The sequence below is a fragment of the Pandoraea sp. 64-18 genome, from assembly GCF_001899225.1.
Taxonomy (GTDB): Bacteria; Pseudomonadota; Gammaproteobacteria; order Burkholderiales; family Burkholderiaceae; genus Pandoraea; species Pandoraea cepalis.
On sequence record NZ_MKVU01000018.1, the window covers coordinates 169,520 to 192,832 of the forward strand.

Consider the following 23,313-nt stretch of genomic DNA (forward strand, 5'->3'; position numbering starts at 1 on the left):
GCGGAGATCGCGGGCATGCGCCGGACCGACCTCACCAGACACCGCATGCAGGATGTGGCGTGCGGTCGTTCGGCTCGCCACCCCGCTAGCTCGCTCGGCGCATCGCTCATGCCGCGACTCGCGTTCAACGCCAGCGCTACACGCCCCACGCGTGAACGCCCCCCTCGGCTTGTCATCGGCGCCCTCGGTGTCCTCGGCGCGCTGCTCCTGATGCTCGCCGCAGGCTGTGCGCAACTGCCACCGCCCGACGCGCCTGCGGCACGTCTGCCGCAGACGCAAGACATCCCGGCAATGACCGATGCCCAGAAGCAGGACCTGACACGCTTGAACAAGCGCATCTACGACGAGCAGGAAGCGACCATCGAACACGAACGCGCACAGCGCGCCATCGAGGCTGCGCTGCGCAGCAACGCCAACAACGCGTATTTCTACGGTGGTTGGGGTGGCCCTGCGTGGTATGGGCCGGGATGGTACGGACCTGGATGGTACGGACCGGGCGGATATGGCGGATATGGCCCACGCGCATCGGTGGGTGTTGGCATCGGCTTCTAGTGGGCGGCACCGCGAGATGACATAAAAAATGGCGTTCCCATGGGAACGCCATTTTGTCGTACTGTCTGCGCGCCGTACCGGCGACGCATCAGTGATGCTGAGCCTTGTGCGCCGCCTGCGCCCCGCGCTTTGCTGGGGACGAAGTCGGCGGTGCCGGCGGCGCCGCCGCGACCGACTTGTGTGCCGGCTCGGTCGACGAGACCAGTGGAGCACCCGCGGCGGAAGCGGCCTGCGGACCGCCCGAGCCGTCCGGCGCCACGAACTGAACGAACACTTCGCCGTCCTTGACCATACCCAGCTCGAAACGCGCGCGCTCCTCGATCGCCGACGTGCCGTCCTGCAGATCCTGCACTTCGCCGGCAAGACGATCGTTACGTTCTTTCAACTGCTCGTTCTTCTGCTGTTCGGCGCTCAACTCGTCGCGCAGTTCGTGCACGTAAAGCCAACCACCGTGGCCGAACCAGAGCGGATACTGGATCACCGCCAGCAGCAGCACCAGCAGCAAGGTCACCATTCGCATGCTTTCGCCTGGCAAGAATGCCGAGAAGCGCGCCTCGACAGCCGTCGGGGCGCAACCTCCCGGGAAACGGAATTAGCGCAGATTGTAGAACGCTTCCTTGCCCGGATACGAGGCGATATCGCCGAGATCCTCTTCGATGCGCAGAAGCTGGTTGTACTTGGCGATACGATCGCTGCGCGAGAGCGAGCCCGTCTTGATCTGGCCCGCGTTCGTGCCAACGGCGATGTCGGCAATCGTCGAGTCTTCGGTTTCGCCCGAACGGTGCGACACGACGGCCGTGTAGCCGGCGCGCTTGGCCATTTCGATGGCGGCGAACGTTTCGGTGAGCGTACCGATCTGATTGATCTTGATGAGGATCGAGTTGGCGACGCCCTGCTCGATGCCTTGCTTCAGGATCTTGGTGTTGGTCACGAACAGATCGTCACCGACCAGTTGCACCTTGTGGCCGAGCTTTTCGGTCAGGACCTTCCAGCCGGCCCAGTCGTCTTCCGACATGCCGTCTTCGATCGACACGATCGGGAACTTGTCGCACAGGTTGGCGAGGTAGTCGGCGAACGCTTCCGAGGTCAGCGACAGGCCTTCGCCAGCCAGCTCGTACTTGCCATTCTTGAAGAATTCGGTCGAGGCACAGTCCAGCGCCAGGAGCACGTCGTCGCCCATGCGGTAGCCGGCGTTCTCAACCGCCTGCTGAATGGTCGTCAGGCACTCTTCGTTCGACGCGAAGTTCGGTGCGAAGCCGCCTTCGTCGCCCACGGCCGTGCTCATCCCCTTCTCGGCGATGAGTTTCTTCAGCGCGTGGAAGATTTCGGCGCCGCAACGCAGGGCTTCGCGGAAGCTCGACTGGCCCACGGGCATCACCATGAATTCCTGGATGTCCAGGCTGTTGTTGGCGTGCGCGCCGCCGTTGACGATGTTCATCATCGGCACCGGCATTTGCATGGCGCCCGAACCGCCGAAGTAGCGGTACAGCGGCAGGCCGGCTTCTTCCGCCGCGGCCTTGGCCACGGCCATCGACACGGCCAGCATGGCGTTTGCACCGAGGCGCGACTTGTTGTCCGTGCCGTCGAGTTCGATCAGCGTCTTGTCCAGGAAGGCTTGTTCCGCCGCATCCAGACCCATGATCGCTTCCGAAATCTCGGTATTGATGTGCTCGACTGCCTTCTGCACCCCCTTGCCGAGATAGCGACCCTTGTCGCCATCACGCAATTCGATCGCTTCGCGCGAACCGGTCGATGCGCCCGACGGCACTGCCGCACGGCCCATCACGCCCGACTCCAGCAGCACGTCGCACTCGACCGTCGGGTTGCCGCGCGAGTCCAGCACTTCGCGCCCGATGATATCTACGATTGCACTCATGTATTCCTCGGTATCTGTATGACAAAAACGCTAAAGGGAACCTGCTTCGCGCCGCGGCCCGTCACCTGCCCTGTTCACGTCGGGCGCTCGCGCCGAACCCTGACGTGGACGCCGGTGCGGCGCTCAAGCGCGCAACGACGGGGTACTGCATGGACGGGGAAACAACGGCACCTCGAAATAAGGTACGGCGGCCTGCGGGATGACATCGATGTCGACGGTGCGCTCGGCGTACCGCACGCGGGCATCTCCTTGTGGGCTTGCCCTCGCGGCGACTTCCGACGACCGCTGCGCGACAAGCTTAACGACTCGACGCCACGCTGCCAAGGCATCCGAGCGCTATACCCGTCCTGTGGGCGTGCTGATAGTGGCCCCAGGACGGCGTGTCTCATTTCAATTGAAATTATTTTCCAGGAACTCGCCCTGCTTCACCGCCGCATCGATCGTCTTGAGCGTGGTGAGCAGTTCGCGCATGCGCCCGAGCGGCACGGCGTTGGGGCCGTCCGAAAGCGCACAGGCCGGATCCGGGTGCGTCTCCATGAACAGGCCCGACACGCCCACGGCCACGGCGGCACGCGAGAGGACCGGCACGAACTCGCGCTGACCGCCCGAGCTGGTGCCCTGGCCGCCGGGCAACTGCACCGAGTGCGTCGCGTCGAAAACAACCGGCGCCCGGGTCTCGCGCATGATCGCCAACGAGCGCATGTCCGAGACCAGATTGTTATAGCCAAACGAAACGCCACGCTCGCAAGCCATGAACACGTCATCGGGCAGGCCGGCCTCGCGCGCGGCGTCGCGGGCCTTGTCGATGACGTTGATCATGTCGTGCGGGGCAAGAAACTGCCCCTTCTTGATGTTCACCGGCTTGCCCGACTGGGCGCAAGCACGAATGAAATCGGTCTGGCGGCACAGGAACGCCGGCGTTTGCAGCACATCGACGATAGGCGCGGCCACGGCCACATCCTCCTCGGTATGCACGTCGGTGAGCACCGGCACGCCGAGTTGGCGGCGCACTTCCTCGAGGATCTTCAGGCCCGCCTCGCGCCCAGGGCCGCGAAACGACTTGCCGGAGCTGCGATTCGCCTTGTCGAACGACGACTTGTAAATGAACGGAATGCCCAGCGCGCTCGTTATTTCCTTGAGCTGTCCCGCGACGTCGATCGTCATTTGCTCCGATTCGACGACGCAGGTACCCGCGATCAGGAAAAACGGCTGGTCCAGGCCAACCTCGAAACCGCACAGTTTCATGAGAACTCCTTATGTCTCGCTCGCGGCGGGCGGGGCCTCAGGCGGCCTTCTTGCGCGACTGCTGACCCGCCAGCGCCGCCTCGACATACGCCTTGAACAGCGGATGGCCATCGCGCGGCGTCGAGGTGAACTCGGGGTGGAACTGAACGCCCACAAACCACGGGTGCACCTGCTGCGGCAACTCCATCATCTCCGGCAGGTTCTCGCTCGGCGTGCGCGCCGAGATCACCAGACCGGCGGCTTCGAGCTGCGGAACATAATGATTGTTGACTTCGTAACGGTGGCGGTGACGCTCATTGACCGAATCGCCATAGATGCGCGACGCGAGCGTTTCCGTCTTGACGGGCACGCGCTGCGAGCCCAGGCGCATGGTGCCGCCCAGATCCGAATTTTCGGTACGCTGCTCGATCTTGCCATCGCGGTCCTGCCACTCGGTGATGAGGGCGACGACCGGATGCGGCGTCGACGGCTCGAATTCCGTGCTGTTGGCGTCGGACAGCTTGGCCACGTCACGCGCGAATTCGATCACGGCGAGCTGCATACCCAGGCAGATGCCGAGATACGGCACGCGGTTCTCACGTGCATAACGAATCGCCTTGATCTTGCCTTCGGTACCGCGTCGGCCGAAACCGCCCGGCACGAGAATGGCGTCCAGATGTTTGAGCGCGTCCGTGCCGTCCTTCTCGATTTGTTCCGAATCGATGTACTCGATGTTCACACGCGTTTCCGTGTGGATCGAGGCGTGACGCAGCGCTTCGATAAGCGACTTGTACGACTCGGTCAAATCGACGTACTTGCCGACCATACCGACAGTGACCTCGTGCTTCGGGTTCTCGACGGCTTGCACCAGATGCGTCCACATGGACAGGTCGGCCGGCTTGGCTTCGATCTTCAGTTCGTCGCAGATGATCTTGTCCATGCCCTGGTCATGGAGCATCTGCGGGATCTTGTAGATCGTGTCGACGTCCCAGACCGAAATCACGGCGTCCTGCGGAATGTTCGCGAACAGCGAAATCTTGGCGCACTCGTCTTCCGGAATCTGACGGTCGGCACGGCACAGCAGCACGTCCGGCGAAATGCCGATCTCGCGCAGCTTCTGCACACTGTGTTGCGTCGGCTTGGTCTTCAGTTCGCCAGCCGTCGCAATGTACGGCACGAGCGTCAGGTGCACGAAGGCCACGCTGTTGCGGCCCAGGCGCAGGTTCATCTGACGCGCGGCTTCGAGGAACGGCAGCGATTCGATATCGCCGACCGTGCCGCCGATTTCTACGATGGCGACGTCGGGATGGCCGTCCCACGTCGAACGCGCACCGCGCTCGACGAAAGCCTGAATTTCGTTGGTGATGTGCGGAATGACCTGAACGGTCTTGCCGAGATACTCGCCACGGCGCTCCTTACGGATCACCGATTCGTAGATCTGGCCCGTCGTGAAGTTGTTCGCACGACGCATCTTGGCGCTGATGAAGCGCTCATAATGGCCCAGATCGAGGTCGGTTTCCGCACCGTCCTCGGTGACAAACACCTCGCCGTGCTGAAACGGGCTCATCGTGCCCGGGTCGACGTTGATGTAGGGATCAAGCTTGAGGAGGGTGACTTTGAGGCCACGCGATTCGAGAATCGCGGCCAGAGATGCGGCAGCAATTCCCTTACCAAGAGAGGAAACCACGCCGCCCGTGACAAAAACAAATTTGGTCATCGCAGTAATTGCTCGCGGGAAAGCCGGATTATACCCGAAAGCGGCCCCGCCCTCGACGTGCGGCGCGGCAAATTTTGACCTTGACAGGCGCCCTGCGCGCCGCTCCGCACGACCGGCGTATCCCTCGCGCCCGGCAAGCAGGCGCCCGGATCGGACACCCCGCGACGCAAGCCCCGTCCGTGTGTCTCAGGCGGCCAGCGAACGCCGGCGCTCACCGCGCAGTTCCGCGAGCATGTCGCGCACGGCGACGGCCGTCTCCAACGGACGCTCCATCGGAAATAGGTGGGTGCCCTGCACGTAACGCAGATGGGTGCCGACGATACGACGCGTCGCCCCGATCCCGGCTTGCCGTAGCTCGCGTGACTCCGTGCCCGCGAGAAAGCCGACCGGCACCGGCACGCCACGCATCGCACGCACGGCGAGCAGCGGCGGCAGCGTCAGATAGATCCGATATTCGATGTCGCGCGCAAACGCCAGGCGCCGTGCCTCGCCCTCGCCGGTCGGCATCGTGCCGCAGTCGATGTAGTCACGCAGCACGTCCGAATCCCAGCCGGCGAACACCGGCTTGCTCGCGAAATGCTGCCAGGCCGTTTCCCAGTCGGGCCAGTGATCGCGACGCCGCTTGGTCACGCCCGCAGGCGACATTCGCTCGTACAGTCCGGTGAGCATGCCCAAGCGGAGCATCTGCGTGCGCCAGCCGGGCGTAACGATGGGCGAATCGATCATGACCACCCCGCGCACGCACTGCGGTGCCTTGAGCGCGGCCATCAAGCTCAGGAAGCCGCCGAGCGAATGTCCGACGAGCCAGACCGGCTCACCGCGGTATTCGCGCATGAGGGTGTCGACCAGTTCGTTGCGCAGATAGCGCCAGCCCGGCGTGACGGGATAGTGCGGGTCGTGACCGATGCGGTCGATGGCGCGAACGTCGTATTCGTCGGCCAGCGCGCCCAGTAGCTTGCGATAGACGCCAGCGGGAAAGCCGTTGCCGTGCGAAAAATGAAGGATGTCTCTTGTCATGGCATTCGTTGTCGTGGCGGGCCGGCCTTGGGCGAAATGTGCTGAAATGGGCCGCCCGGCGGCCACTGAACACCAGGGACGGCAGCCTGCGGCAATCGGTGCCGATCGACGGGAATCACTGTGTGGGTCAGGCCCAGCCGGTGCATGCACGAGCGGAGCGCAATCCGGCGCATCGGGCCATTCTAGCGAACCGCTCGTGAAGTACCGGTAGAGGTTTCCGTCGAATCGCGACGCCCGGACACACCCCGTGAGCACGTGGTGAAACGGCAGAATGCCCTTGTCGGCCGGTCACATGACATCGATGTCATGACGTATCCGGCACTTCCGCGTGCCAGTACCGCCGATATTGCTCGCGGTAAGACTGCGCCTCGATCCCGTCCTTCGTGAACGAAAACCGGACGCCCCCGTGCGTCACGCTCTGCCAAATCCGCACGCCGGCGGCCTGATAACGGGCCACGACCTCGGGCCTAGGATGTCCGAAGCGATTGCGGTAGCCCGCCTGAAACACCACATGGGCTGGCGATACGGCCTCGATGAACACGGCCGTCGACGACGTCAGGCTGCCGTGATGCGGTGCCAATAGGACGTCCGAACGCAAACCGGCACCGAAGCGTGCCAGCATGGCCCGCTCCTGCGGCGCTTCGGCATCCGCCGCGAGCAGCGCACTGTGCTGGGCGTTCGATACGCGCAGCACACAACTGACGCTGTTCGGTCCCACGCGCCCCGCCCAGCCCTCGCGCAACGCCCCTTTATCAGGGTGCAGGAAGCGAAACGTGACGCCGTCCCACATCCATTGCTGCCCAGCCAGGCAAGTGCGATGAGCCGCTGCGGCGCTTCGCACGCCATGCGTCGCCGGCAGCGACGACAGTACTTGCGCCGACGGATACGCCCGCAGCACGCTCAGTGCGCCGCCGAAATGATCGTCATGCGCGTGGCTGATCACGAGCCGATCCAGCCGCCGGATGCCGTGCGCGCGCAGATAGGGAACGATCACGCGGCGCCCGGCATCGCTGTGTCGCCCCAGCGGCGGCCCGGCGTCGAACAACAGCGTACGCGACGCGGTCTCGACGAGCACCGCGTTGCCCTGCCCGATATCGAGCAGGGTGACCCGAAACTCTCCGGTGCCCGGCCGCGGCGACGACGCGAGCAACGCCGGCCCCAGCAACGCGAAACCGGCAATACGCACACCAACGCGCCACACCCTCAGCCGACGCATCGCGGCCGGCCAAGGCATCAGACAGAGCAGCACGCCGCCGACAGCGGCCGCCTGCGCCCAGGCCGGCGCAACGGCCGCTCGCCACACCGCCCAGGGCCACGCTGCCAGCATGCCAAGCCAATCGGCCAGCCAGACGACCACCGCGTGCGCTACCGCCAACGCCCAATGGGCCATCGTCGCGGGCAGCATCAGGCTCGCCAACGCCAGCGGTGTCACGATCAACGTCATCACCGGTATGGCAATCGCATTGGCCAGCGGCCCAAGCAGTGGCACCGACCCGAACCATGCCAACGTCAATGGCACCAGTCCTATCGTGACCGCATATTGTGCCCGCGCCGCAGGCCCCAGACGGGCCAGGGCCGCCGCTGGCCAGCGGCGGATCGCGCCCTCCTGAGGGTCAGCGTCCTGACGGTCAGCGCCACGACGTTTGCCTGCCTGACGCCTCCCATCCCAACCCCGACAGTCGCCCGCCCGACGCTCATCGCCCTGACGGTCGCCGCCGTGACGCCGAACGTCCTGAGATTCACCTGGTCGACGCACATCCGCCAACGCGTGCCCCCTCGTGCTCGCTGTTGACGGCGACCACGCCCCCTCCGGGATGCCGCGTCGACGTGCCGCCCGCAGTGTCTGCGTTCGCCCAGCGCCCAGGACCAGTGCCGCGACCGCGCCAAACGAGAGCCACAGGCCAGGCGTCACGACGGCCCACGGATCGAGCGCGACGACGGTGGCCAACGCCCACGCCAGCACGTACGACGGCGCCGCCATACGGCCATTGAGCAAGGCGAACACCAGAATCGCCACCATGCCGACGGCGCGCCGCACCGGAACGCCCCACCCCGCCACCGCCCCGTACGCCACCGCCGCGAGCAGGCCGGAGACGGCCGCCGCCTTGGGCGCAGGCCACCATAGCGGCAAACTGAAGCGCCGTGTGCAAGCGCGCCGCCAGAGCGTGCCAACCAGTGTCGCGAGCACACCCGCCACGAGCGACACATGCAATCCGGAAATCGCCAGCAAGTGACTTACACCGGTATCCGCAAAAACCTGCCAGTCGTCGGCCGCGATATCCCCCCGCTCCCCCAGCGCCAGCGCGATCAAGACACCGCCGTATCGCGCCGACGGCCCGAGTCCGGCACGAAGTTTGTCGCGCAGCTGTTCCCGCCAGGCTACGAATCGATACCCGGGCACAGTCTCGGCTTGCAGACGAAGCGAGCCCTTTGTCCTTGTTGCTTCGCCTCTGCCGCTCAACGCCCGCACGTATCCCGTCGCGCGAATGCCGCGCACCAGCGCCGTCAACTCGGCATCGGCCCCATGCCAATTCGCAAAACCTCTCGGCGCTTTGAGCCGCACCGGCAATCGCCACCGCTCACCCGCGTGCGGACTTCCCGCCACCGCCCCACCCGGGCCCCATTTGCCGCCGAACCGCGAGCGCCCCGGCCACACCAACTCAATGGCCTTCGGCACGCGCACCTCCCGGCACAGCGCTGCGCGGGTATCGGCGTCGCTTCGATCGCCGCGCATATCCGACATTGAGCGCACCGTCGCGGACACCGGCATCTCACATCGTTCGTCCAAGACGTACGCGCGCTCCGCATCGAACGCGAACCGCTGCCCATCATCCGTCGGCGCAGGCAGTCCGGCCACGACACCGACGACCATCAAGTCGCGCCCCTCCAGTTCGACGGGCAGCCGATCGTTCAATCGCGCCTCCGCCCGAAGCGCTGCCCACGAATAACCGAAAACACCCGCGCAAAGCGCCAGTACGGCCACCACGCTCCGGTGACGCCAGCGCTCGCCGGCGTGCGCGCCGCTTCGTGCGAAGCGTGCGCCACCGTCCCGCGTCGTCAGGCTGGCGCGCGCAGCACCGCGATCGCGCCCCACGACGCCCCGGATCGCCCACACCGCCCACAGGGCAAACACGCCCGCGGCAACGCCGAGCGCGGCACCGAACGCTCGCCCCTGAGGCAACACGGACGCCTGCTGCAGCCACCAGACGCCGGCGACCCACGCAAGCAGCACAAGTCTCATGACGTCACCACGTCATGTATTCGCGACCGCGCAACGCCGCAGCGTCAGCGCGCCAAGCCGTCGGAGATATCGGAGATGTCGGCGATCAGAGAAACGCCGGTAACCGGCCCGTCGCCCGGCGCCATAGCCATGGCGCCAGCCAGACGCGGCAGCACGCGCCAAGCATTGCGGCAAGTCGCCTGCGCCAGGGCTGCAGTCGTCACCCCGCGCAGGTCCGCCAGCACTTGCGCAATGCGCGGCAACTCGACCGGGCTATTACGCTGCTTGTAGCGCCATTGCGGCGCAATATCGGGCGCGTCGGTCTCCAGCACGAGCGCATCGAGCGGCAGATCCGACGCGAGACGCCGGATCTGCAGGGCGCGCTCGAAGGTCATCTGCCCGCCAAACCCCAGGCAGAAGCCACGCTCGACGAACGTGTCTGCTTGCTGCCGGCTGCCGTTGAACGCGTGCGCGATGCCGCCGCGCGGGGTGAAGATGCGCAGTTGCTTGAGCAAGGCATCCTGCGAGCGACGCACGTGAAGGATGACGGGCAAATCGAAGTCGCGCGCGATCTTCAACTGCTCGACATAAAAGAATTGCTGACGCTCGGGGTCCAGCGTCGTCACGAAGAAATCGAGACCGATCTCGCCGATACCGACGAAGCGCGGATCGCCCATCGCCCGCGCGACGGCACGGCGCAACGTGGCGATGTCCGCGTCGCGCGCGCGTGGCGTGTAGAGCGGATGAATCCCCAGCGCGTAAGCGCCCCCGGGGATTGCGCGAGCCGCGGCCCGCGCCGCGTCGAACGTTGCGCATTCGACGGCGGGCACCACGAGCCCCACCACGCCGGCAGCAGCGGCGTCGGCGATCACGGTCGCACGGTCGGCGTCGAACTCGGCCGCATCGAGATGGCAATGGGTATCGATCCACATGGTCAAAGGTCCTTGAACGTCAATTCTACGGGTCGTTGACAAGGCTCGCACACCGTTCTCGCGATGACCATCGGACGACGCCGCGTTACGGTCTAGGACGTTGCCGAAATCGACGGCGGCCGCCGCCTCGCGAAATGCGAAACGCCGGGGAGAACCCCGGCGTTTCGCGCACGTCAGCCGCCGCTCGCGCTAATGCGCTTGCACCACGGTCATGCCGGTTCCAGCACCCCATCGCGCAGTCGCAGGGCACGATCGCAGCGCTTCGCCAGATCGATGTCGTGCGTCACGATCACGAAGCTGGTCTTCAGGGTCTCCGACAACTCGAGCATCAGTTCGAACACGGTCTCGGCGGTATGCCCGTCGAGGTTGCCGGTCGGCTCGTCAGCCAGCACGCAAGCCGGCTGCGTGACCAGCGCGCGCGCCATTGCCACGCGCTGACGCTCCCCCCCCGACAACTCCGACGGACGGTGCTTCACACGCGAGCCGAGCCCGACACGCTCGAGCATGGCCTGCGCCACCGCTTGCGCCTGCTCGGTCGGCAAGCGGCGAATGCGCAGCGGCATCGCCACGTTATCGAGCGCCGAAAACTCGGCCAACAGGTGGTGGAACTGATAGACGAAGCCGAGCGATTGATTGCGCTGCGACGTCTTTTCGCGCTCGCGCAACGACGAAAACGGCTTGCCGAGCAGCGACACCTCGCCGCGCGACGGATCGTCGAGCCCGCCCAACACGTGCAGCAATGTGCTCTTGCCCGATCCCGACGCGCCCACGATGGCCACCTTCTCGCCGGGGGCCACGTCGAGACTCGCGCCGTTGAGCACCGTCACATTGAGCTGGCCTTGACGGAACGTCTTGTGCAGATCGCGCGCGCGCAGCACCGGTCCGTCATAGGCAAGGTTCGGCACACCGGCCAACGATGCATTCGCTTGATTCTTGGCGTTACTCATAGCGCAGGGCCTCCGCCGGTTTGACGCGCGAGGCGCGCCAGCTCGGGTAGATCGTCGCCAGCGCCGAGAGGATGAACGAAATCACCCCGATGCGGATCACGTCCGACGACTGCAGATCCGAGGGCAATTCGGAGATGAAATAGATGTCTTGCGGCAGGAAGTGGATACCCAGCAAGTGCTCGATGAATGGCACGATGGTGCCGATATTCACCGAGATCAGGCAGCCCAGCGCCACGCCGAGCAGCGCTCCGGCAAAACCGATCGTCACGCCCTGCACAATGAAGATCTTCATGATCGAGCCGGGCTGTGCGCCCAGCGTGCGCAGAATGGCGATGTCCGCATATTTGTCGGTCACCGTCATCACCAGCGAGGACACCAGATTGAAGGCCGCCACGGCGATGATGAGCGTCAGGATGATGAACATCATGCGCTTTTCGGTCTGCACCGCGATGAACCAGTTCTTGTTCTGCTGCGTCCAGTCGCGCACCCACATATTGCCGGACAGGGTTTTAGCCAGCTCGCGCGCCACGAGCGGCGCCCGCTCCATGTCATGGATCTTCAGCCGCACGCCGGTCGGGCCGTCGAGTCGGAAGAGCGTCTCGGCATCGTGTAGATCGATGAGCGCCAGCGAGCTGTCGTATTCGTAGTGCCCCGCCGTGAAAACGGCCACCACCGTGAACTGTTTCACGCGCGGCAACACGCCCGCGGGCGTGATCGTCCCTTGCGGGGCGACGAGCGTGATCTTGTCGCCGATGCTCACGCCCAGCGCCCGCGCCAGTTCGCGACCGAGCACGATACCGAAGCTGCCCGGCGTGAGGTTGGCGAGCGAGCCCTCGGTAATCTGCTTGCCGAGATCGGACACCTTGGCTTCCTCGCTCGGAACAATGCCGCGCAACACCACGCCGCGCACGTTGTCCTCGCGCGTGAGCATGGCCTGCTCGCCCACGTAGGGCGCCGCCGCAATCACATTCTTGTTCTGCAACGCTTCAGCCGCCGTGCGGTGCCAGTCGGGCAGATTGCCGTCGACCGCGAAGACTTCGATGTGCGCAAGCACGGAGAGCATGCGGTCCCGCACTTCCTTCTGAAAACCGTTCATCACCGACAGCACCACGATGAGTGCCGCCACGCCGAGCGCAATGCCGGCCATGGAGATGAATGAAATGAAGGAAATGAAACCGTTGCCGGATGATCGCTTGCCGGTGCGCGTATAGCGCCAGCCGATCTGCCATTCGTATGGGAATTTCAAACGGATTCCTGATTCTTGATAAGGATCGATCGGAGCGTTCCAGCGCCAGTCCGCACCGGTGCCCAGCCCCCATGTATCTGACCGCCACGTGGCCCCATGTCGTCGCGGCCCGGCGGCCACCCGACCTGAACCCGGCTCGACACATGGCTCGTTCAGCCCCTGACGTGAGGGTCAGCCAACTGCCAGCGCGAAGTTTGCCATACAATTCGCCTCGATATGGATACACCTGCCCTGCACTTTCTCTTGCCGTTCGCGTTGCCCGCGTCGGCCCATTTGCCCGCACTGCTGGCCAACTTGGAGTTGCCTGCGCTCGAAAAGTTGCTCGCGCGCGGCGTCCAGGCAGCGCAGGACGTGCCGGCCGACCCGTTCGTCCCCACGCTGCCCCATGAACGCTGGCTGACCGAAGCCTTCGGCCTGCCCGGCGGGCCGTCGCGCGCGCCGCTCGCGCCTTTCATGCTGTTCGAGGACAGCGGCATGCTCGACACCCGGTTCTGGTACTGCGCGCAGCCGGCGCACATCCACATCGCCACCGACCACCTGGTACTGACCGATCCCGCCGAACTCGCGTTGAGCCACGAGGATTCAGCCGCCCTGTTCGCCACCGCACACGCCCTGTTCGCGGAGGTCGGCGGCGACCTCGTCGCCCCGCGCCCGGACCGGTGGTACCTGAGCGCGCCGGCGCTGGGCGACCTGCTCACCGCGTCGCCCGCGCGCGCGGCCGGCCGCAACGTCGACATCTGGCTGCCGCAAGGCAAGGCCGAACTGACGTGGCGCAAATGGCAGAACGAAGTCCAGATGGCCTGGTACGACCATCCGGCCAATCAGGCACGCGAAGCCCGCGGCCTGCCGCCGGTCAATGCCATCTGGCTGTATGGCGGCGGTCAGCGCATTGCCGCGCCGCGCCTGAACCGGCCCTGCGTGACGATCCTGGCAGACGCCCCCGCCACCCGTGGCCTGGCGAACCATCTGCAAATCGCCTTGCACGGCACCGACACCGGCCTTGCTGCCGCGAACGGCAGAACCGTCGTGCAACTCGACACGCTCACGCCGTATTTCCTGACGGAAGACTGGGCGCGCTGGCGCGATGCCCTCGTCGACATCGACCGCCACTGGCTCGCGCCGGCGCTCGCGCGTGTCGCCCAGGGCCAGGCCCGCGAAGTCTCGCTCACGTTGTGCGGCGACAGTCACAGCGTGACGATGCGCTCGCGCGGCGGCGACTTGCGCAAGTTCTGGCGCCGTCAGGCGCTCGCCACCCGCATGGTGCCGCTCGCGCGGCTTGGCGAGGAAGTCGCATGACCGACATCGTCACCCGCCATGTCGACGACGCGACGGCCAACGCCCTCGCGCGCGACGGCGTCCACCCGGTGCTCGCCCGCCTGTTCGCGTCGCGCGGCGTGGCCGAGACCGCCGAGACCGAAACGGCGCTGGCCCGGTTGATCCCCCCGACCCAGCTCAAGGGCGCGCAAGAGGCCGCCGCCTTCCTTGCCGACGCCATCGCCGCCGGCGAGCGCATGCTCGTGGTGGCCGACTACGATTGCGACGGTGCGACCGCCTGCGCCGTGGCCGTGCGCGGCTTGCGCATGTTCGGGGCGAAGGTCGAGTACCTGGTGCCGAACCGCTTCGAATACGGCTATGGCCTGACGCCCGAAATCGTGGCACTGGCCGCGCAAGGCAAGGCGGGACCGCCCGACGTGTTGATCACCGTCGACAACGGCATCGCCAGCCTCGACGGCGTGGCCGCCGCGCAGGCGCTCGGCATCGAAGTCGTGGTGACCGATCACCATCTGCCGGGCAACGAATTGCCCAACGCGCGTTGTATCGTCAATCCCAACCAGCCGGGCTGCGCATTCCCGAGCAAGAACCTCGCCGGTGTCGGCGTGATGTTCTACGTTCTGCTCGCGCTGCGCGCCGAGCTGCGCACGCGCGGGGCGTTCGAGGCGCGCGAACAACCCCGGCTCGATACGTTGCTCGACCTGGTCGCGCTGGGCACCGTCGCTGACGTGGTCAAGCTCGACGCCAACAACCGCATCCTCGTGGCGCAAGGGCTGTCGCGCATGCGCGCCGGGCGCATGCATCCGGGCATCAATGCGCTTTTTCGCGCGGCCGCCCGCAATGCGCGTCAGGCGGGCAGTTTCGATCTGGGCTTCGGCCTCGGGCCGCGTCTGAACGCCGCCGGGCGCCTCGCCGACATGTCGCTCGGCATCGAGTGTCTGCTGACGGACGACGACGCCCGCGCCTGGACGCTCGCGCAGGAACTCGACGCGATGAATCGCGAGCGCCGTGAGATCGAGGCAGGGATGCAGCAGGAAGCCCTGGCCGATCTGGCGCGCTTCGACCCTCGTGCCGCCACGACGCTGTGCGCGTTCAACGAGACCTGGCACCAGGGCGTGATCGGGATCGTGGCCGCGCGGCTCAAAGAAAAGTTCTACCGTCCGACCATCGTGTTCGCCCCCGGCGACGACGGCCAGATCAAGGGGTCCGGCCGCTCGATTCCGGGTTTTCACTTGCGCGACGCGCTCGATCTCGTCACCAAGCGCGAACCGGGTCTCATCGGCAAGTTCGGTGGTCACGCGATGGCCGCGGGCCTCACGATCGCCGCCGACGCCCTGCCGCGCTTCCAGTCGGCATTCGAAGCCGTGGGGCAGGCGTGGCTCGACGAGACGGCGCTCTCGCGCGTGATCGAGACCGACGGCGACATCGGCGACGAGTGCTTCGTGCCGCCCTTTGTCGCCCTGCTCGACGCACAGGTGTGGGGACAGGGTTTCCCGCCGCCCGTGTTCTCGGGCGAGTTCGATGTGCTCTCGCAGGCCATCCTCAAGGACAAGCACCTGAAGTTGCAACTCGGTCGCGGGCGCATGCGCTTCAACGCCATCTGGTTCAATCACGCCGATACCTTGCCGAGCCGGGCGCGATTTGCCTATCGCTTGGCCGCCGACACCTTCAACGGCGTCTCGCGCGTACAGATGATCGTCGAGCACGCTCAGGGCTGAGCGTCGGCGGCGCCAGGACCGCCTGTCTTGCGCGCGGACGGCGGTGGCCAGCCGTCCGGAACGCGTCATCCGCCCGGGAAAAGTGGGGAAACGGGGGCTTCGCTGCGCTATAATCCTCGTTTCCCCGAATTCGCCCCTGTCAAAGCTCATGGAAGCCGAACGCCTAAACGCACTTGAATCCCTGCTCGCCGACCTGCGCACCCGCGTCGGCGAGCTCAGGGGGTATCTTTGACTTCGATGTCAAGCAAGCTCGCCTGATTGAAGTCAACAAAGAACTCGAAGACCCCAACATCTGGAACGATTCCAAGCGTGCTCAGGCACTGGGCAAGGAAAAGAAGGCGCTCGACAGCATCGTCAGCAACCTGACCGAACTCGACGCCAGCCTTTCCGATACGCAGGAACTGTTCGAAATGTCGCGCGACGAGGGCGATGAAGACTCGTTGCTGGCGCTTGAGCATGACACGCAGGGTCTCGCCGCTCGTGTGGGCGAGATGGAGTTCCGCCGGATGTTCAACACCCCGGCCGACCCGAACAACTGCTTCATCGATATCCAGGCCGGCGCCGGCGGCACCGAGGCCAACGACTGGGCCGGCATGCTGCTGCGCCAATATCTGCGCTACTGCGAACGCAAGGGCTTCAAGGCCGAAGTGCTCGAAGTGTCGGACGGCGATGTCGCGGGCATCAAGAGCGCCTCGCTGAAGGTCACCGGCGACTACGCTTACGGCTATCTGCGTACGGAAACCGGCGTGCATCGTTTGGTGCGCAAGTCGCCGTTCGACTCGTCGGGCGGTCGCCATACGTCGTTCGCCAGCCTGTTCGTGTACCCGGAAGTGGATGATTCGATCGACATCGAAATCAATCCGGCCGACGTGCGTACCGACACGTATCGCGCCTCCGGTGCAGGCGGCCAGCACATCAACAAGACCGATTCCGCCGTTCGCCTGACACACATCCCGACCGGCATTGTCGTCGCCTGCCAGAACGACCGTTCGCAGCACCGCAACCGCGCCGAAGCGTGGGACATGCTCCGCTCGCGCCTGTTCGAACATGAAATGCGCAAGCGTCGTGCCGAGCAGGACAAGCTGGAGTCGAGCAAGACCGATGTGGGCTGGGGCCATCAGATTCGCTCGTACGTGCTCGACCAGTCACGCGTCAAGGACCTGCGCACCGGCGTGGAAACCGGTAATACCGGCAAGGTACTCGACGGCGACCTGGACGACTTCATCTCCGCGAGTCTCAAGCAGGGAGTGTAAGGAATGGCGTTTGTCCGCACGCTAGCCGTGTGGGGGGTGAGCGCGCTGTGTCTGCAGTGCGCCGCCGTTGCTGCCCCGGCCAGTACACCGGGCGCACCGGGAGCCAATCCCGAGACGGGACCGTACCTGCATGAATTGCTCAAGCGCCCGGACTTCTCGGGGGCCTATGCGCGCATCACCACGCCACGCAACGTTCCCGCGTGGGTGCGTCAGGGTGGCACATCGACGCCGTCGCAACGCGTGAGCGTCGCCGGCAAGCCCTGGTTGCTGGTGCAGAGCTGCAAGCCGCACGATTGCCCGAGCGAGTATGTCCACATTTTGTATGAGCCGCGCTCACAGGCGATCGCGGCGCTGTTCGTGCGGGACCCGAGTGCGGCGGCCAATGCCGGACCGCATCAGGACCGCACCGAATTGATCTGGCTGGGCACGCCCGACGGCTTGCTCAAGAATGCCCTGCTGCACACGCTGCGTTTTACCGAATAACTTCATCGCTCGCACCATGACCGATCACAATACTCCGGCCCACACGGGCACCCCGGCGGGCGACCTGCCGCACGACGACAACAAGCTCATCGCGGAGCGTCGCGAGAAACTGCAGGCGCTGCGTGCCAACGGCGTGGCGTTCCCGAACGACTTCCGTCCCGAACAGCACGCCGGCGACCTGCAGGCGCGCTATCAGGACGTGGGCAACGAGGTGCTCGAAGCCGAGCCCGTCCCCGTGTCGGTGGCCGGTCGCATGATGCTCAAGCGCGTGATGGGCAAGGCCGCCTTCGCCACCGTGCAGGACGGCAGCGGTCAGATCCAGTTCTTCATCGGCCGCGACGACGTCGGCGCCGATGCCATGACCGCCTTCAAGGGCTGGGACATCGGCGATATCGTCGCCGCGACCGGCACGCTGTTCCGCACGCGCACCGGCGAACTGTCGGTCAAGGTGAAGGCACTGCGTCTGCTCGCCAAGGCGCTGCGCCCGCTGCCGGACAAGTTCCACGGCCTGTCCGACCAGGAGACGAAGTACCGTCAGCGCTACGTCGACCTGATCACCTCGCCCGAGACGCGCAGCACGTTCCGCGCCCGCGCGAAGGCCATCGCGTCGATGCGCAAGTACATGACGGACGCCGACTTCATGGAAGTCGAAACGCCGATGCTGCACCCGATTCCGGGCGGCGCCGCGGCCAAGCCGTTCATCACGCACCACAACGCGCTCGACATGCAGATGTATCTGCGTATCGCGCCGGAGCTGTATCTGAAGCGCCTGATCGTTGGCGGCTTCGAGCGTGTGTTCGAGATCAACCGTAACTTCCGCAATGAAGGCGTATCGCCGCGCCACAACCCGGAATTCACGATGATGGAGTTCTACGCGGCCTACACGGACTACCGTTGGCTGATGGACTTCACCGAAGCGCTGATCCGCAACGCCGCACTCGACGCGCGCGGCACCGCGACCATCGAGTACCAGGGCCGCGAACTCGATTTGTCCAAGCCGTTCCACCGCCTGACGATCGTCGAAGCGATTCGCAAGTACGCGCCCGAGTTCACCGAAGCGCAACTGGCCGACATCGAATTCGTGCGTGGCGCGCTGGGCAAGTATGGCGTGAAGGTCGATGCGCCGCAGTTCAAGAACGCGGGCCTCGGTGCGCTGCAACTGGCCCTGTTCGAAGAGACGGCCGAGAGCCAGTTGTGGGAGCCGACTTTCATCGTCGACTATCCGGTGGAAGTCTCGCCGCTCGCGCGCGAGTCCGATACCGTGCCAGGCATCACCGAGCGCTTCGAACTGTTCATCACGGGCCGCGAGATCGCCAACGGCTTCTCCGAGTTGAACGACCCGGAAGATCAGGCCGCACGCTTTCGTGCGCAGGTCGAACAGAAGGACGCGGGCGACGAAGAGGCCATGTATTACGACGCCGATTACATTCGCGCGCTCGAGTACGGCATGCCCCCGACGGGCGGCTGCGGCATCGGCATCGACCGTCTGATCATGCTGCTCACCGACAGTCCGAACATTCGCGACGTGCTGCTCTTCCCGCACCTGCGCCGCGAAGACTGAGTCGCTTGGAACGGTTGGAGCGCTTAGAAGGCCGGAACGCCGCGATAGGCGGACGGCCACTCCCCATCGAGCCGCAACCAGGTGCGCGCGATGGGGAGAATCGCACCGCTCGCCGCCCCTTCCACCAATTGCCGTAACGCCAGCGACGACAGCGTTTTGGCATCGGTCGGAAACGCGAGAAGCAATGTGCGATTGACGGGGACGGCCGCAAAGTCCGTCACCTCGAAATGATCGACCATCGACTGGTAGAGATTGCCCAGCACCAGGCCGCCAGCCGGTGCCATCCAATTGCCGCGACAGCCGGCAATCGGCGTGCCGTCGTCAAGTCGCGCAATGCCGAACTCGAAATGCCCCGCCTTCCATGCGCGCGCGAGATTCGACGCGGCTTGCGCAAATGCCGCCTCGAACGTCAGACCGGCCGCGCGCAAATCCTCGCCCTGCAGCCGGCGTAGTCCAGCCGTGCCATCGAGCACGAGCGTCACGAAAACGTCGTCCGAAAACGGTTCGCTGACCTCCCCTTGCGGATCGTGGACGTCGACCCACGCGCGTTGTACCACGTACGGATAGAGGTGCGCGTGGCTTGCGGCGTCGAGCGGGGTATCCAGCAGCGGCAGCGTATCGATCATGGCGTTGGGACGAATCGGCAAGAAGGACGTTGACGGACAATGCGTGCCATTATGCGCGCGGCGCGACTTGTTTCAATTGTGATGACAACCGCGCACGATGACGACGAAGCGCCCCGTCAACCGAGAAAAAACTTCATATTTTTCAATGAATTAGCAGTCAGTCGAAGGGCACTTGCCTGGGACTGCCGCGATGCACATCTTACATCGCGTTACAAAATGAAACGGATGCCGCGCCTGCCATGACGGAGACTTTTCTCATGCGAAGCCTCCCGTGCCTGTCAGCACGAAGAATGGGGTTCGCCACAACCGCACGATGGAGAAAAACCACATGAATAACGAACTTCAACCGCGCCGCATGCATCCGCTGGTCGCTGCCGCAGCCGGCAGTATCGTGGTCGTCAGCCTGCTCGGCGTTGCCGCCATCACGGGCGTGCTCCCTGTCGCCAAAAGCACCGACGGCCCCGCAACGACCGTCGATCATTCGCAGTACGCGCTGACGTCGGCCCAACAGCCGTCTTCGAACGCGATGCGCAGCTCGCCGTTGACGGAGCAGCCGACGCAGCAGCAGGCCCAGCAGACGCAATACGCGCCGCAGCAAGCTCAGTACGCGCCGCAGCGGGCACCGGCACAACGGGCCCCGGCGCCGCAGCCGTCATATGCCCAATCCTCGGCCGCCCCCGCACAGCGTCAGGCGGCGACATGCTCGACGTGCGGCACGGTGCAGTCGGTGGAACCAATCAGCACGCAAGGTCAGGCCTCGGGCCTGGGCGCCGTCGGCGGTGCCGTTGCTGGCGGCCTGCTCGGCAACCAGTTTGGCGCGGGTAACGGCCGCACGGCGATGACCGTGGTCGGCGCGCTGGGCGGCGGTCTGGCCGGCAACGAAGTCGAGAAGCGCGTTCGCTCCGAAACCGTGTATCGCGTGTACGTGCGCATGGATACCGGCAAGACGCGCTACTGGACCTATCAGTCCGCCCCTGGCGTGCAGCCGGGGGATCGCGTGCGGCTCGAAAACAACGGGCTGGTGCGCGCGGGCTAAGGGCGTGGGATCCGCGTGACCCCGTTCGTGCCGCAACGGAGCTCGCGTTAACGCAAAAGCCGCTCGTCATGAGCGGCTTTTGTCTCTGCGGCAGCGTCGCGCGCCCTGCGCGATCGTCGGGTCAGACCTCGTCGATCCACGCCATCTGAATCGCTTCGAGCACCTTCTCACCGGCACGGTCAGGCGCGTCGTCAAAGCCGTCGAGCGCCATCACCCACTGATGCAGGTCGGTAAAGCGCACGTATTGCGGGTCGATGTCGGGATGCGCCTCGGTAAGCGCAATCGCGATGTCCTGAATGTCGGTCCATTTCATGGGCAGGGTCCTCTTCTTCTGACGTGTCGCCACGCAACGCCAAACGGCGTCGATCAGTGGCTTTCCTTGGCGTGATTGATCGTGTACTTCGGAATCTCGACGACCAGATCGGTGTCGGCGGGCATCTTCGTCTGGCACGACAGGCGCGATGTCGGCTCCAGGCCCCAGGCTTTGTCGAGCAGATCCTCTTCCTCGTCTTCGGCCGGCTCCAACGCCTCGAAACCCTCGCGCACGATCACGTGGCACGTGGTGCACGCGCACGACAACTCGCACGCGTGTTCGATTTCAATGCCGTTGTCCAACAACGCTCTGCACACGGTGGTGCCGGTCGGAACGTCCAGCACCGCGCCCTCGGGGCACAGCTCGACGTGAGGCAATACAACAATTTGAGGCATGGCTTTGGCTTTCCGTGTGTGTCTTACAGTTTGTCGATGTCCGCCACGCGCCGGCCAGCCAGCGCCGCGCGGATGCTCTTGTCCATGCGGCGCGCGGCAAACGCGTCGGTCGCATGCGAGAGCGTTTCGGTCGCCGTCTTGATGGCAATCTGATCGTCGCCGGACGCCTTCTGGCGCAACTCGGCCAGCAAGCCGTCGATCTGTGCGCGCTCGTCGGCGTCGAGCAGTTCCGGGTCCGCCTGCAAGGCGCTGTCGATCGCGACCAGCAGACGCTCGGCTTCCACTTGCTGCTCGCGCAGCGCACGGGCGCGCATATCCGCTTCGGCCGAACCGAAGCTGTCTTGCAGCATGCGCGAGATATCGTCGTCCGCCAGACCGTACGACGGCTTGACCTCGATAGAGGCCGCCACGCCCGAGTGCAACTCCTGGGCGGAGACGGAGAGCAGCCCATCGGCGTCGACCTGATACGTCACGCGAATACGTGCCGCGCCGGCCGTCATCGGCGGAATGCCGCGCAATTCGAACCGGGCCAGCGAGCGGCAATCGGACGCCAGCTCACGCTCGCCTTGCAGCACGTGAACGGCCATCGCCGTCTGGCCGTCCTTGAACGTGGTGAATTCCTGCGCGCGCGCCACGGGAATCGTGGCGTTACGCGGAATGATCTTCTCGACGAGGCCCCCCATCGTCTCGACACCGAGCGACAGCGGAATCACGTCGAGCAGCAGCCAGTCGTCACCTTCCGCCTGATTGCCGGCCAGCAGATTGGCCTGCACGGCAGCGCCGAGCGCCACCACCTGATCCGGATCGAGATCGATCAGCGGTTCGCGTCCGAAGAAGGTCGCAACCGCGGCACGCACTTGCGGCATGCGCGTGGCGCCGCCGACGAGCACGACGCCCTTGACGTCGTCCGGGCCCATGCCGGCGTCGCGCAGCGCCTTGCGCATCGGGCCGATCGTGCGTTGCACGAGCGGCGCGCCCAGCGCCGTGAATTGGTCGCGCGTGAGCGTCAACGCGAGGTTGCGCTCGCCAGACAGCGTCAGGGCGATCGTCGTTTGCGCGGCGTCGGTCAACGCTTCCTTGGCGGTGCGCGCGTGATCGAGCAAGCCGCGCACATCCTCAGGCGTGAGCGAAGCCGCGTCGAGACCGGCCTCCGCCACCGCCCAGCGGTAGATCGCCTGATCGAAGTCGTCGCCGCCAAGCGCGGAATCGCCGCCCGCCGCGAGCACTTCGAACACGCCCTTCGTCAGTCGCAGAATCGAGATGTCGAACGTGCCGCCACCCAGGTCGTAGACCGCGTAAAGGCCTTCGGCCGCATTGTCGAGACCGTAGGCGATCGCGGCCGCCGTGGGCTCATTGAGCAGACGCAACACATTCAGGCCGGCCAGACGCGCGGCATCCTTGGTGGCCTGACGCTGCGCGTCGTCGAAGTACGCGGGCACGGTGATCACGGCGCCCACCAGATCGTCGCCGAGCGTGTCTTCGGCGCGCTGACGCAACGTGGCGAGAATTTCGGCAGACACTTCCACCGGGCTCTTGACGCCGCCGGCCGTCGTCATCTGCACCATGCCCGGCGCGTCGACGAAATCGTACGGCGCGTTGTCGGCATGGGCAACATCGGCCAGACCCCGGCCCATGAATCGCTTGACCGAGACGATGGTGTTGCGCGGATCGCTGGCGGCAGCCGCACGGGCGTCGTAGCCGATCTGGGTACGGGGACCGCCCAGATAGCGCACGACGGACGGCAGCAGCACGCGGCCCTGTTCGTCCGGGAGCACTTCGGCCACCCCGCTACGTACAGAGGCCACGAGCGAATGCGTCGTGCCCAGGTCGATGCCCACGGCGAGTCGCCGCTGATGCGGCGCGGGGGACATGCCGGGTTCGGAAATTTGCAGAAGGGCCATGACTTTGCAATGCGGGCGGCGCGC

General features: G+C 65.5%; 20 protein-coding genes. 7 read left to right on the forward strand and 13 right to left on the reverse strand.

The features are described from left to right. Positions 1-15 precede the first annotated feature (15 nt). Positions 16-552, forward strand: a complete 537-nt coding sequence (locus BGP02_RS15905; RefSeq protein ID WP_286798826.1) for a hypothetical protein — start codon at positions 16-18, stop codon at positions 550-552. An 88-nt stretch (positions 553-640) separates the two neighbouring features. Here BGP02_RS15905 and ftsB read toward each other — a convergent pair whose 3' ends face one another. The 9 genes from ftsB to BGP02_RS15950 all read right to left on the reverse strand — a co-directional run bounded on the left by ftsB (position 641) and on the right by BGP02_RS15950 (position 12,731). Then, positions 641-1,072 (reverse strand): cell division protein FtsB, encoded by a 432-nt coding sequence (ftsB, locus tag BGP02_RS15910; RefSeq protein WP_039830300.1) that lies wholly within the window; start codon positions 1,070-1,072, stop codon positions 641-643. A gap of 72 nt (positions 1,073-1,144) precedes the next feature. After that, positions 1,145-2,428, reverse strand: coding sequence for a phosphopyruvate hydratase (gene eno, locus BGP02_RS15915; protein WP_017233777.1), 1,284 nt, complete (start codon positions 2,426-2,428; stop codon positions 1,145-1,147). 390 nt (positions 2,429-2,818) lie between these two features. Continuing rightward, complete coding sequence (gene kdsA, locus BGP02_RS15920; RefSeq protein WP_261938778.1) at positions 2,819-3,673, reverse strand: 3-deoxy-8-phosphooctulonate synthase; 855 nt, start codon at positions 3,671-3,673, stop codon at positions 2,819-2,821. Positions 3,674-3,710: 37 nt separating this feature from the next. Next, entirely contained in the window at positions 3,711-5,369 is a 1,659-nt protein-coding gene (pyrG, locus tag BGP02_RS15925) for a CTP synthase (protein ID WP_261938779.1), read from the reverse strand. A gap of 186 nt (positions 5,370-5,555) precedes the next feature. Further along, on the reverse strand, positions 5,556-6,386 hold the full coding sequence (locus BGP02_RS15930) for an alpha/beta fold hydrolase (protein WP_150563060.1): 831 nt from the start codon (positions 6,384-6,386) through the stop codon (positions 5,556-5,558). Positions 6,387-6,690: 304 nt separating this feature from the next. Further along, complete coding sequence (locus tag BGP02_RS15935; RefSeq protein WP_286798827.1) at positions 6,691-9,627, reverse strand: DNA internalization-related competence protein ComEC/Rec2; 2,937 nt, start codon at positions 9,625-9,627, stop codon at positions 6,691-6,693. A gap of 44 nt (positions 9,628-9,671) precedes the next feature. Beyond that, the gene (locus tag BGP02_RS15940) at positions 9,672-10,538 is read right to left on the reverse strand and encodes a TatD family hydrolase (protein WP_286798828.1); all 867 of its coding nucleotides are present in this window, start codon (positions 10,536-10,538) and stop codon (positions 9,672-9,674) included. Between the two features lie 209 nt (positions 10,539-10,747). Beyond that, positions 10,748-11,485, reverse strand: a complete 738-nt coding sequence (gene lolD, locus BGP02_RS15945) for a lipoprotein-releasing ABC transporter ATP-binding protein LolD (protein WP_017233785.1) — start codon at positions 11,483-11,485, stop codon at positions 10,748-10,750. Continuing rightward, a complete protein-coding gene (locus BGP02_RS15950) occupies positions 11,478-12,731 on the reverse strand; it encodes a lipoprotein-releasing ABC transporter permease subunit (RefSeq protein WP_130025562.1) in 1,254 nt (417 codons plus the stop codon). The genes lolD and BGP02_RS15950 overlap by 8 nt, the downstream gene beginning before the upstream one ends. A 216-nt stretch (positions 12,732-12,947) precedes the next feature. On the opposite strand from BGP02_RS15950, the gene BGP02_RS15955 reads away from it, so the two are divergent. From BGP02_RS15955 to lysS, 5 genes are all read left to right on the forward strand, one after another. Next, complete coding sequence (locus tag BGP02_RS15955) at positions 12,948-14,027, forward strand: regulator (protein ID WP_286798829.1); 1,080 nt, start codon at positions 12,948-12,950, stop codon at positions 14,025-14,027. Then, positions 14,024-15,721, forward strand: a complete 1,698-nt coding sequence (gene recJ / locus BGP02_RS15960) for a single-stranded-DNA-specific exonuclease RecJ (RefSeq protein WP_286798830.1) — start codon at positions 14,024-14,026, stop codon at positions 15,719-15,721. The genes BGP02_RS15955 and recJ overlap by 4 nt, the downstream gene beginning before the upstream one ends. A gap of 148 nt (positions 15,722-15,869) precedes the next feature. Further along, positions 15,870-16,974 (forward strand): peptide chain release factor 2 gene (prfB, locus tag BGP02_RS15965; RefSeq protein ID WP_174975058.1). Its coding sequence is split into 2 segments (ribosomal slippage): positions 15,870-15,941 and positions 15,943-16,974, totalling 1,104 coding nucleotides; the frame shifts between segments, so codons are not numbered across the junction. Between the two features lie 3 nt (positions 16,975-16,977). After that, positions 16,978-17,457 carry an Ivy family c-type lysozyme inhibitor gene (locus BGP02_RS15970; protein ID WP_017234973.1) on the forward strand — a complete coding sequence of 160 codons (480 nt, stop codon included), beginning with the start codon at positions 16,978-16,980 and terminating at the stop codon, positions 17,455-17,457. Between the two features lie 16 nt (positions 17,458-17,473). Next, the gene (gene lysS / locus BGP02_RS15975; protein WP_286798831.1) at positions 17,474-19,018 is read left to right on the forward strand and encodes a lysine--tRNA ligase; all 1,545 of its coding nucleotides are present in this window, start codon (positions 17,474-17,476) and stop codon (positions 19,016-19,018) included. Between the two features lie 23 nt (positions 19,019-19,041). On the opposite strand, the gene BGP02_RS15980 is transcribed toward lysS, so the two are convergent. Further along, the gene (locus tag BGP02_RS15980; protein WP_286798832.1) at positions 19,042-19,644 is read right to left on the reverse strand and encodes a DUF1444 domain-containing protein; all 603 of its coding nucleotides are present in this window, start codon (positions 19,642-19,644) and stop codon (positions 19,042-19,044) included. A gap of 328 nt (positions 19,645-19,972) precedes the next feature. Between BGP02_RS15980 and BGP02_RS15985 the strand changes: the two genes are divergently transcribed. Next, complete coding sequence (locus tag BGP02_RS15985; protein WP_261938786.1) at positions 19,973-20,680, forward strand: glycine zipper 2TM domain-containing protein; 708 nt, start codon at positions 19,973-19,975, stop codon at positions 20,678-20,680. Between the two features lie 121 nt (positions 20,681-20,801). On the opposite strand, the gene iscX is transcribed toward BGP02_RS15985, so the two are convergent. Genes iscX through hscA form a run of 3 tightly spaced genes read right to left on the reverse strand, consistent with a single transcriptional unit; the run spans position 20,802 to position 23,289 of the window. After that, entirely contained in the window at positions 20,802-20,993 is a 192-nt protein-coding gene (gene iscX, locus BGP02_RS15990) for a Fe-S cluster assembly protein IscX (protein ID WP_017234969.1), read from the reverse strand. A 53-nt stretch (positions 20,994-21,046) separates the two neighbouring features. Then, positions 21,047-21,388, reverse strand: a complete 342-nt coding sequence (gene fdx, locus BGP02_RS15995; protein ID WP_017234968.1) for an ISC system 2Fe-2S type ferredoxin — start codon at positions 21,386-21,388, stop codon at positions 21,047-21,049. Between the two features lie 23 nt (positions 21,389-21,411). Beyond that, positions 21,412-23,289 carry a Fe-S protein assembly chaperone HscA gene (hscA, locus tag BGP02_RS16000; RefSeq protein ID WP_261938787.1) on the reverse strand — a complete coding sequence of 626 codons (1,878 nt, stop codon included), beginning with the start codon at positions 23,287-23,289 and terminating at the stop codon, positions 21,412-21,414. Between the last annotated feature and the right edge of the window lie 24 nt (positions 23,290-23,313).

Excerpts from the sequence above, each read along its gene's own strand:
- BGP02_RS15905 (WP_286798826.1), top strand. The coding sequence starts at position 16 with ATGCGCCGGACCGACCTCACCAGACACCGCATGCAGGATGTGGCGTGC.
- ftsB (WP_039830300.1), bottom strand. The coding sequence starts at position 1,072 with ATGCGAATGGTGACCTTGCTGCTGGTGCTGCTGCTGGCGGTGATCCAG.
- eno (WP_017233777.1), bottom strand. The coding sequence starts at position 2,428 with ATGAGTGCAATCGTAGATATCATCGGGCGCGAAGTGCTGGACTCGCGC.
- kdsA (WP_261938778.1), bottom strand. The coding sequence starts at position 3,673 with ATGAAACTGTGCGGTTTCGAGGTTGGCCTGGACCAGCCGTTTTTCCTG.
- pyrG (WP_261938779.1), bottom strand. The coding sequence starts at position 5,369 with ATGACCAAATTTGTTTTTGTCACGGGCGGCGTGGTTTCCTCTCTTGGT.
- BGP02_RS15930 (WP_150563060.1), bottom strand. The coding sequence starts at position 6,386 with ATGACAAGAGACATCCTTCATTTTTCGCACGGCAACGGCTTTCCCGCT.
- BGP02_RS15935 (WP_286798827.1), bottom strand. The coding sequence starts at position 9,627 with ATGAGACTTGTGCTGCTTGCGTGGGTCGCCGGCGTCTGGTGGCTGCAG.
- BGP02_RS15940 (WP_286798828.1), bottom strand. The coding sequence starts at position 10,538 with ATGTGGATCGATACCCATTGCCATCTCGATGCGGCCGAGTTCGACGCC.
- lolD (WP_017233785.1), bottom strand. The coding sequence starts at position 11,485 with ATGAGTAACGCCAAGAATCAAGCGAATGCATCGTTGGCCGGTGTGCCG.
- BGP02_RS15955 (WP_286798829.1), top strand. The coding sequence starts at position 12,948 with ATGGATACACCTGCCCTGCACTTTCTCTTGCCGTTCGCGTTGCCCGCG.
- recJ (WP_286798830.1), top strand. The coding sequence starts at position 14,024 with ATGACCGACATCGTCACCCGCCATGTCGACGACGCGACGGCCAACGCC.
- BGP02_RS15970 (WP_017234973.1), top strand. The coding sequence starts at position 16,978 with ATGGCGTTTGTCCGCACGCTAGCCGTGTGGGGGGTGAGCGCGCTGTGT.
- lysS (WP_286798831.1), top strand. The coding sequence starts at position 17,474 with ATGACCGATCACAATACTCCGGCCCACACGGGCACCCCGGCGGGCGAC.
- BGP02_RS15980 (WP_286798832.1), bottom strand. The coding sequence starts at position 19,644 with ATGATCGATACGCTGCCGCTGCTGGATACCCCGCTCGACGCCGCAAGC.
- BGP02_RS15985 (WP_261938786.1), top strand. The coding sequence starts at position 19,973 with ATGAATAACGAACTTCAACCGCGCCGCATGCATCCGCTGGTCGCTGCC.
- iscX (WP_017234969.1), bottom strand. The coding sequence starts at position 20,993 with ATGAAATGGACCGACATTCAGGACATCGCGATTGCGCTTACCGAGGCG.
- fdx (WP_017234968.1), bottom strand. The coding sequence starts at position 21,388 with ATGCCTCAAATTGTTGTATTGCCTCACGTCGAGCTGTGCCCCGAGGGC.
- hscA (WP_261938787.1), bottom strand. The coding sequence starts at position 23,289 with ATGGCCCTTCTGCAAATTTCCGAACCCGGCATGTCCCCCGCGCCGCAT.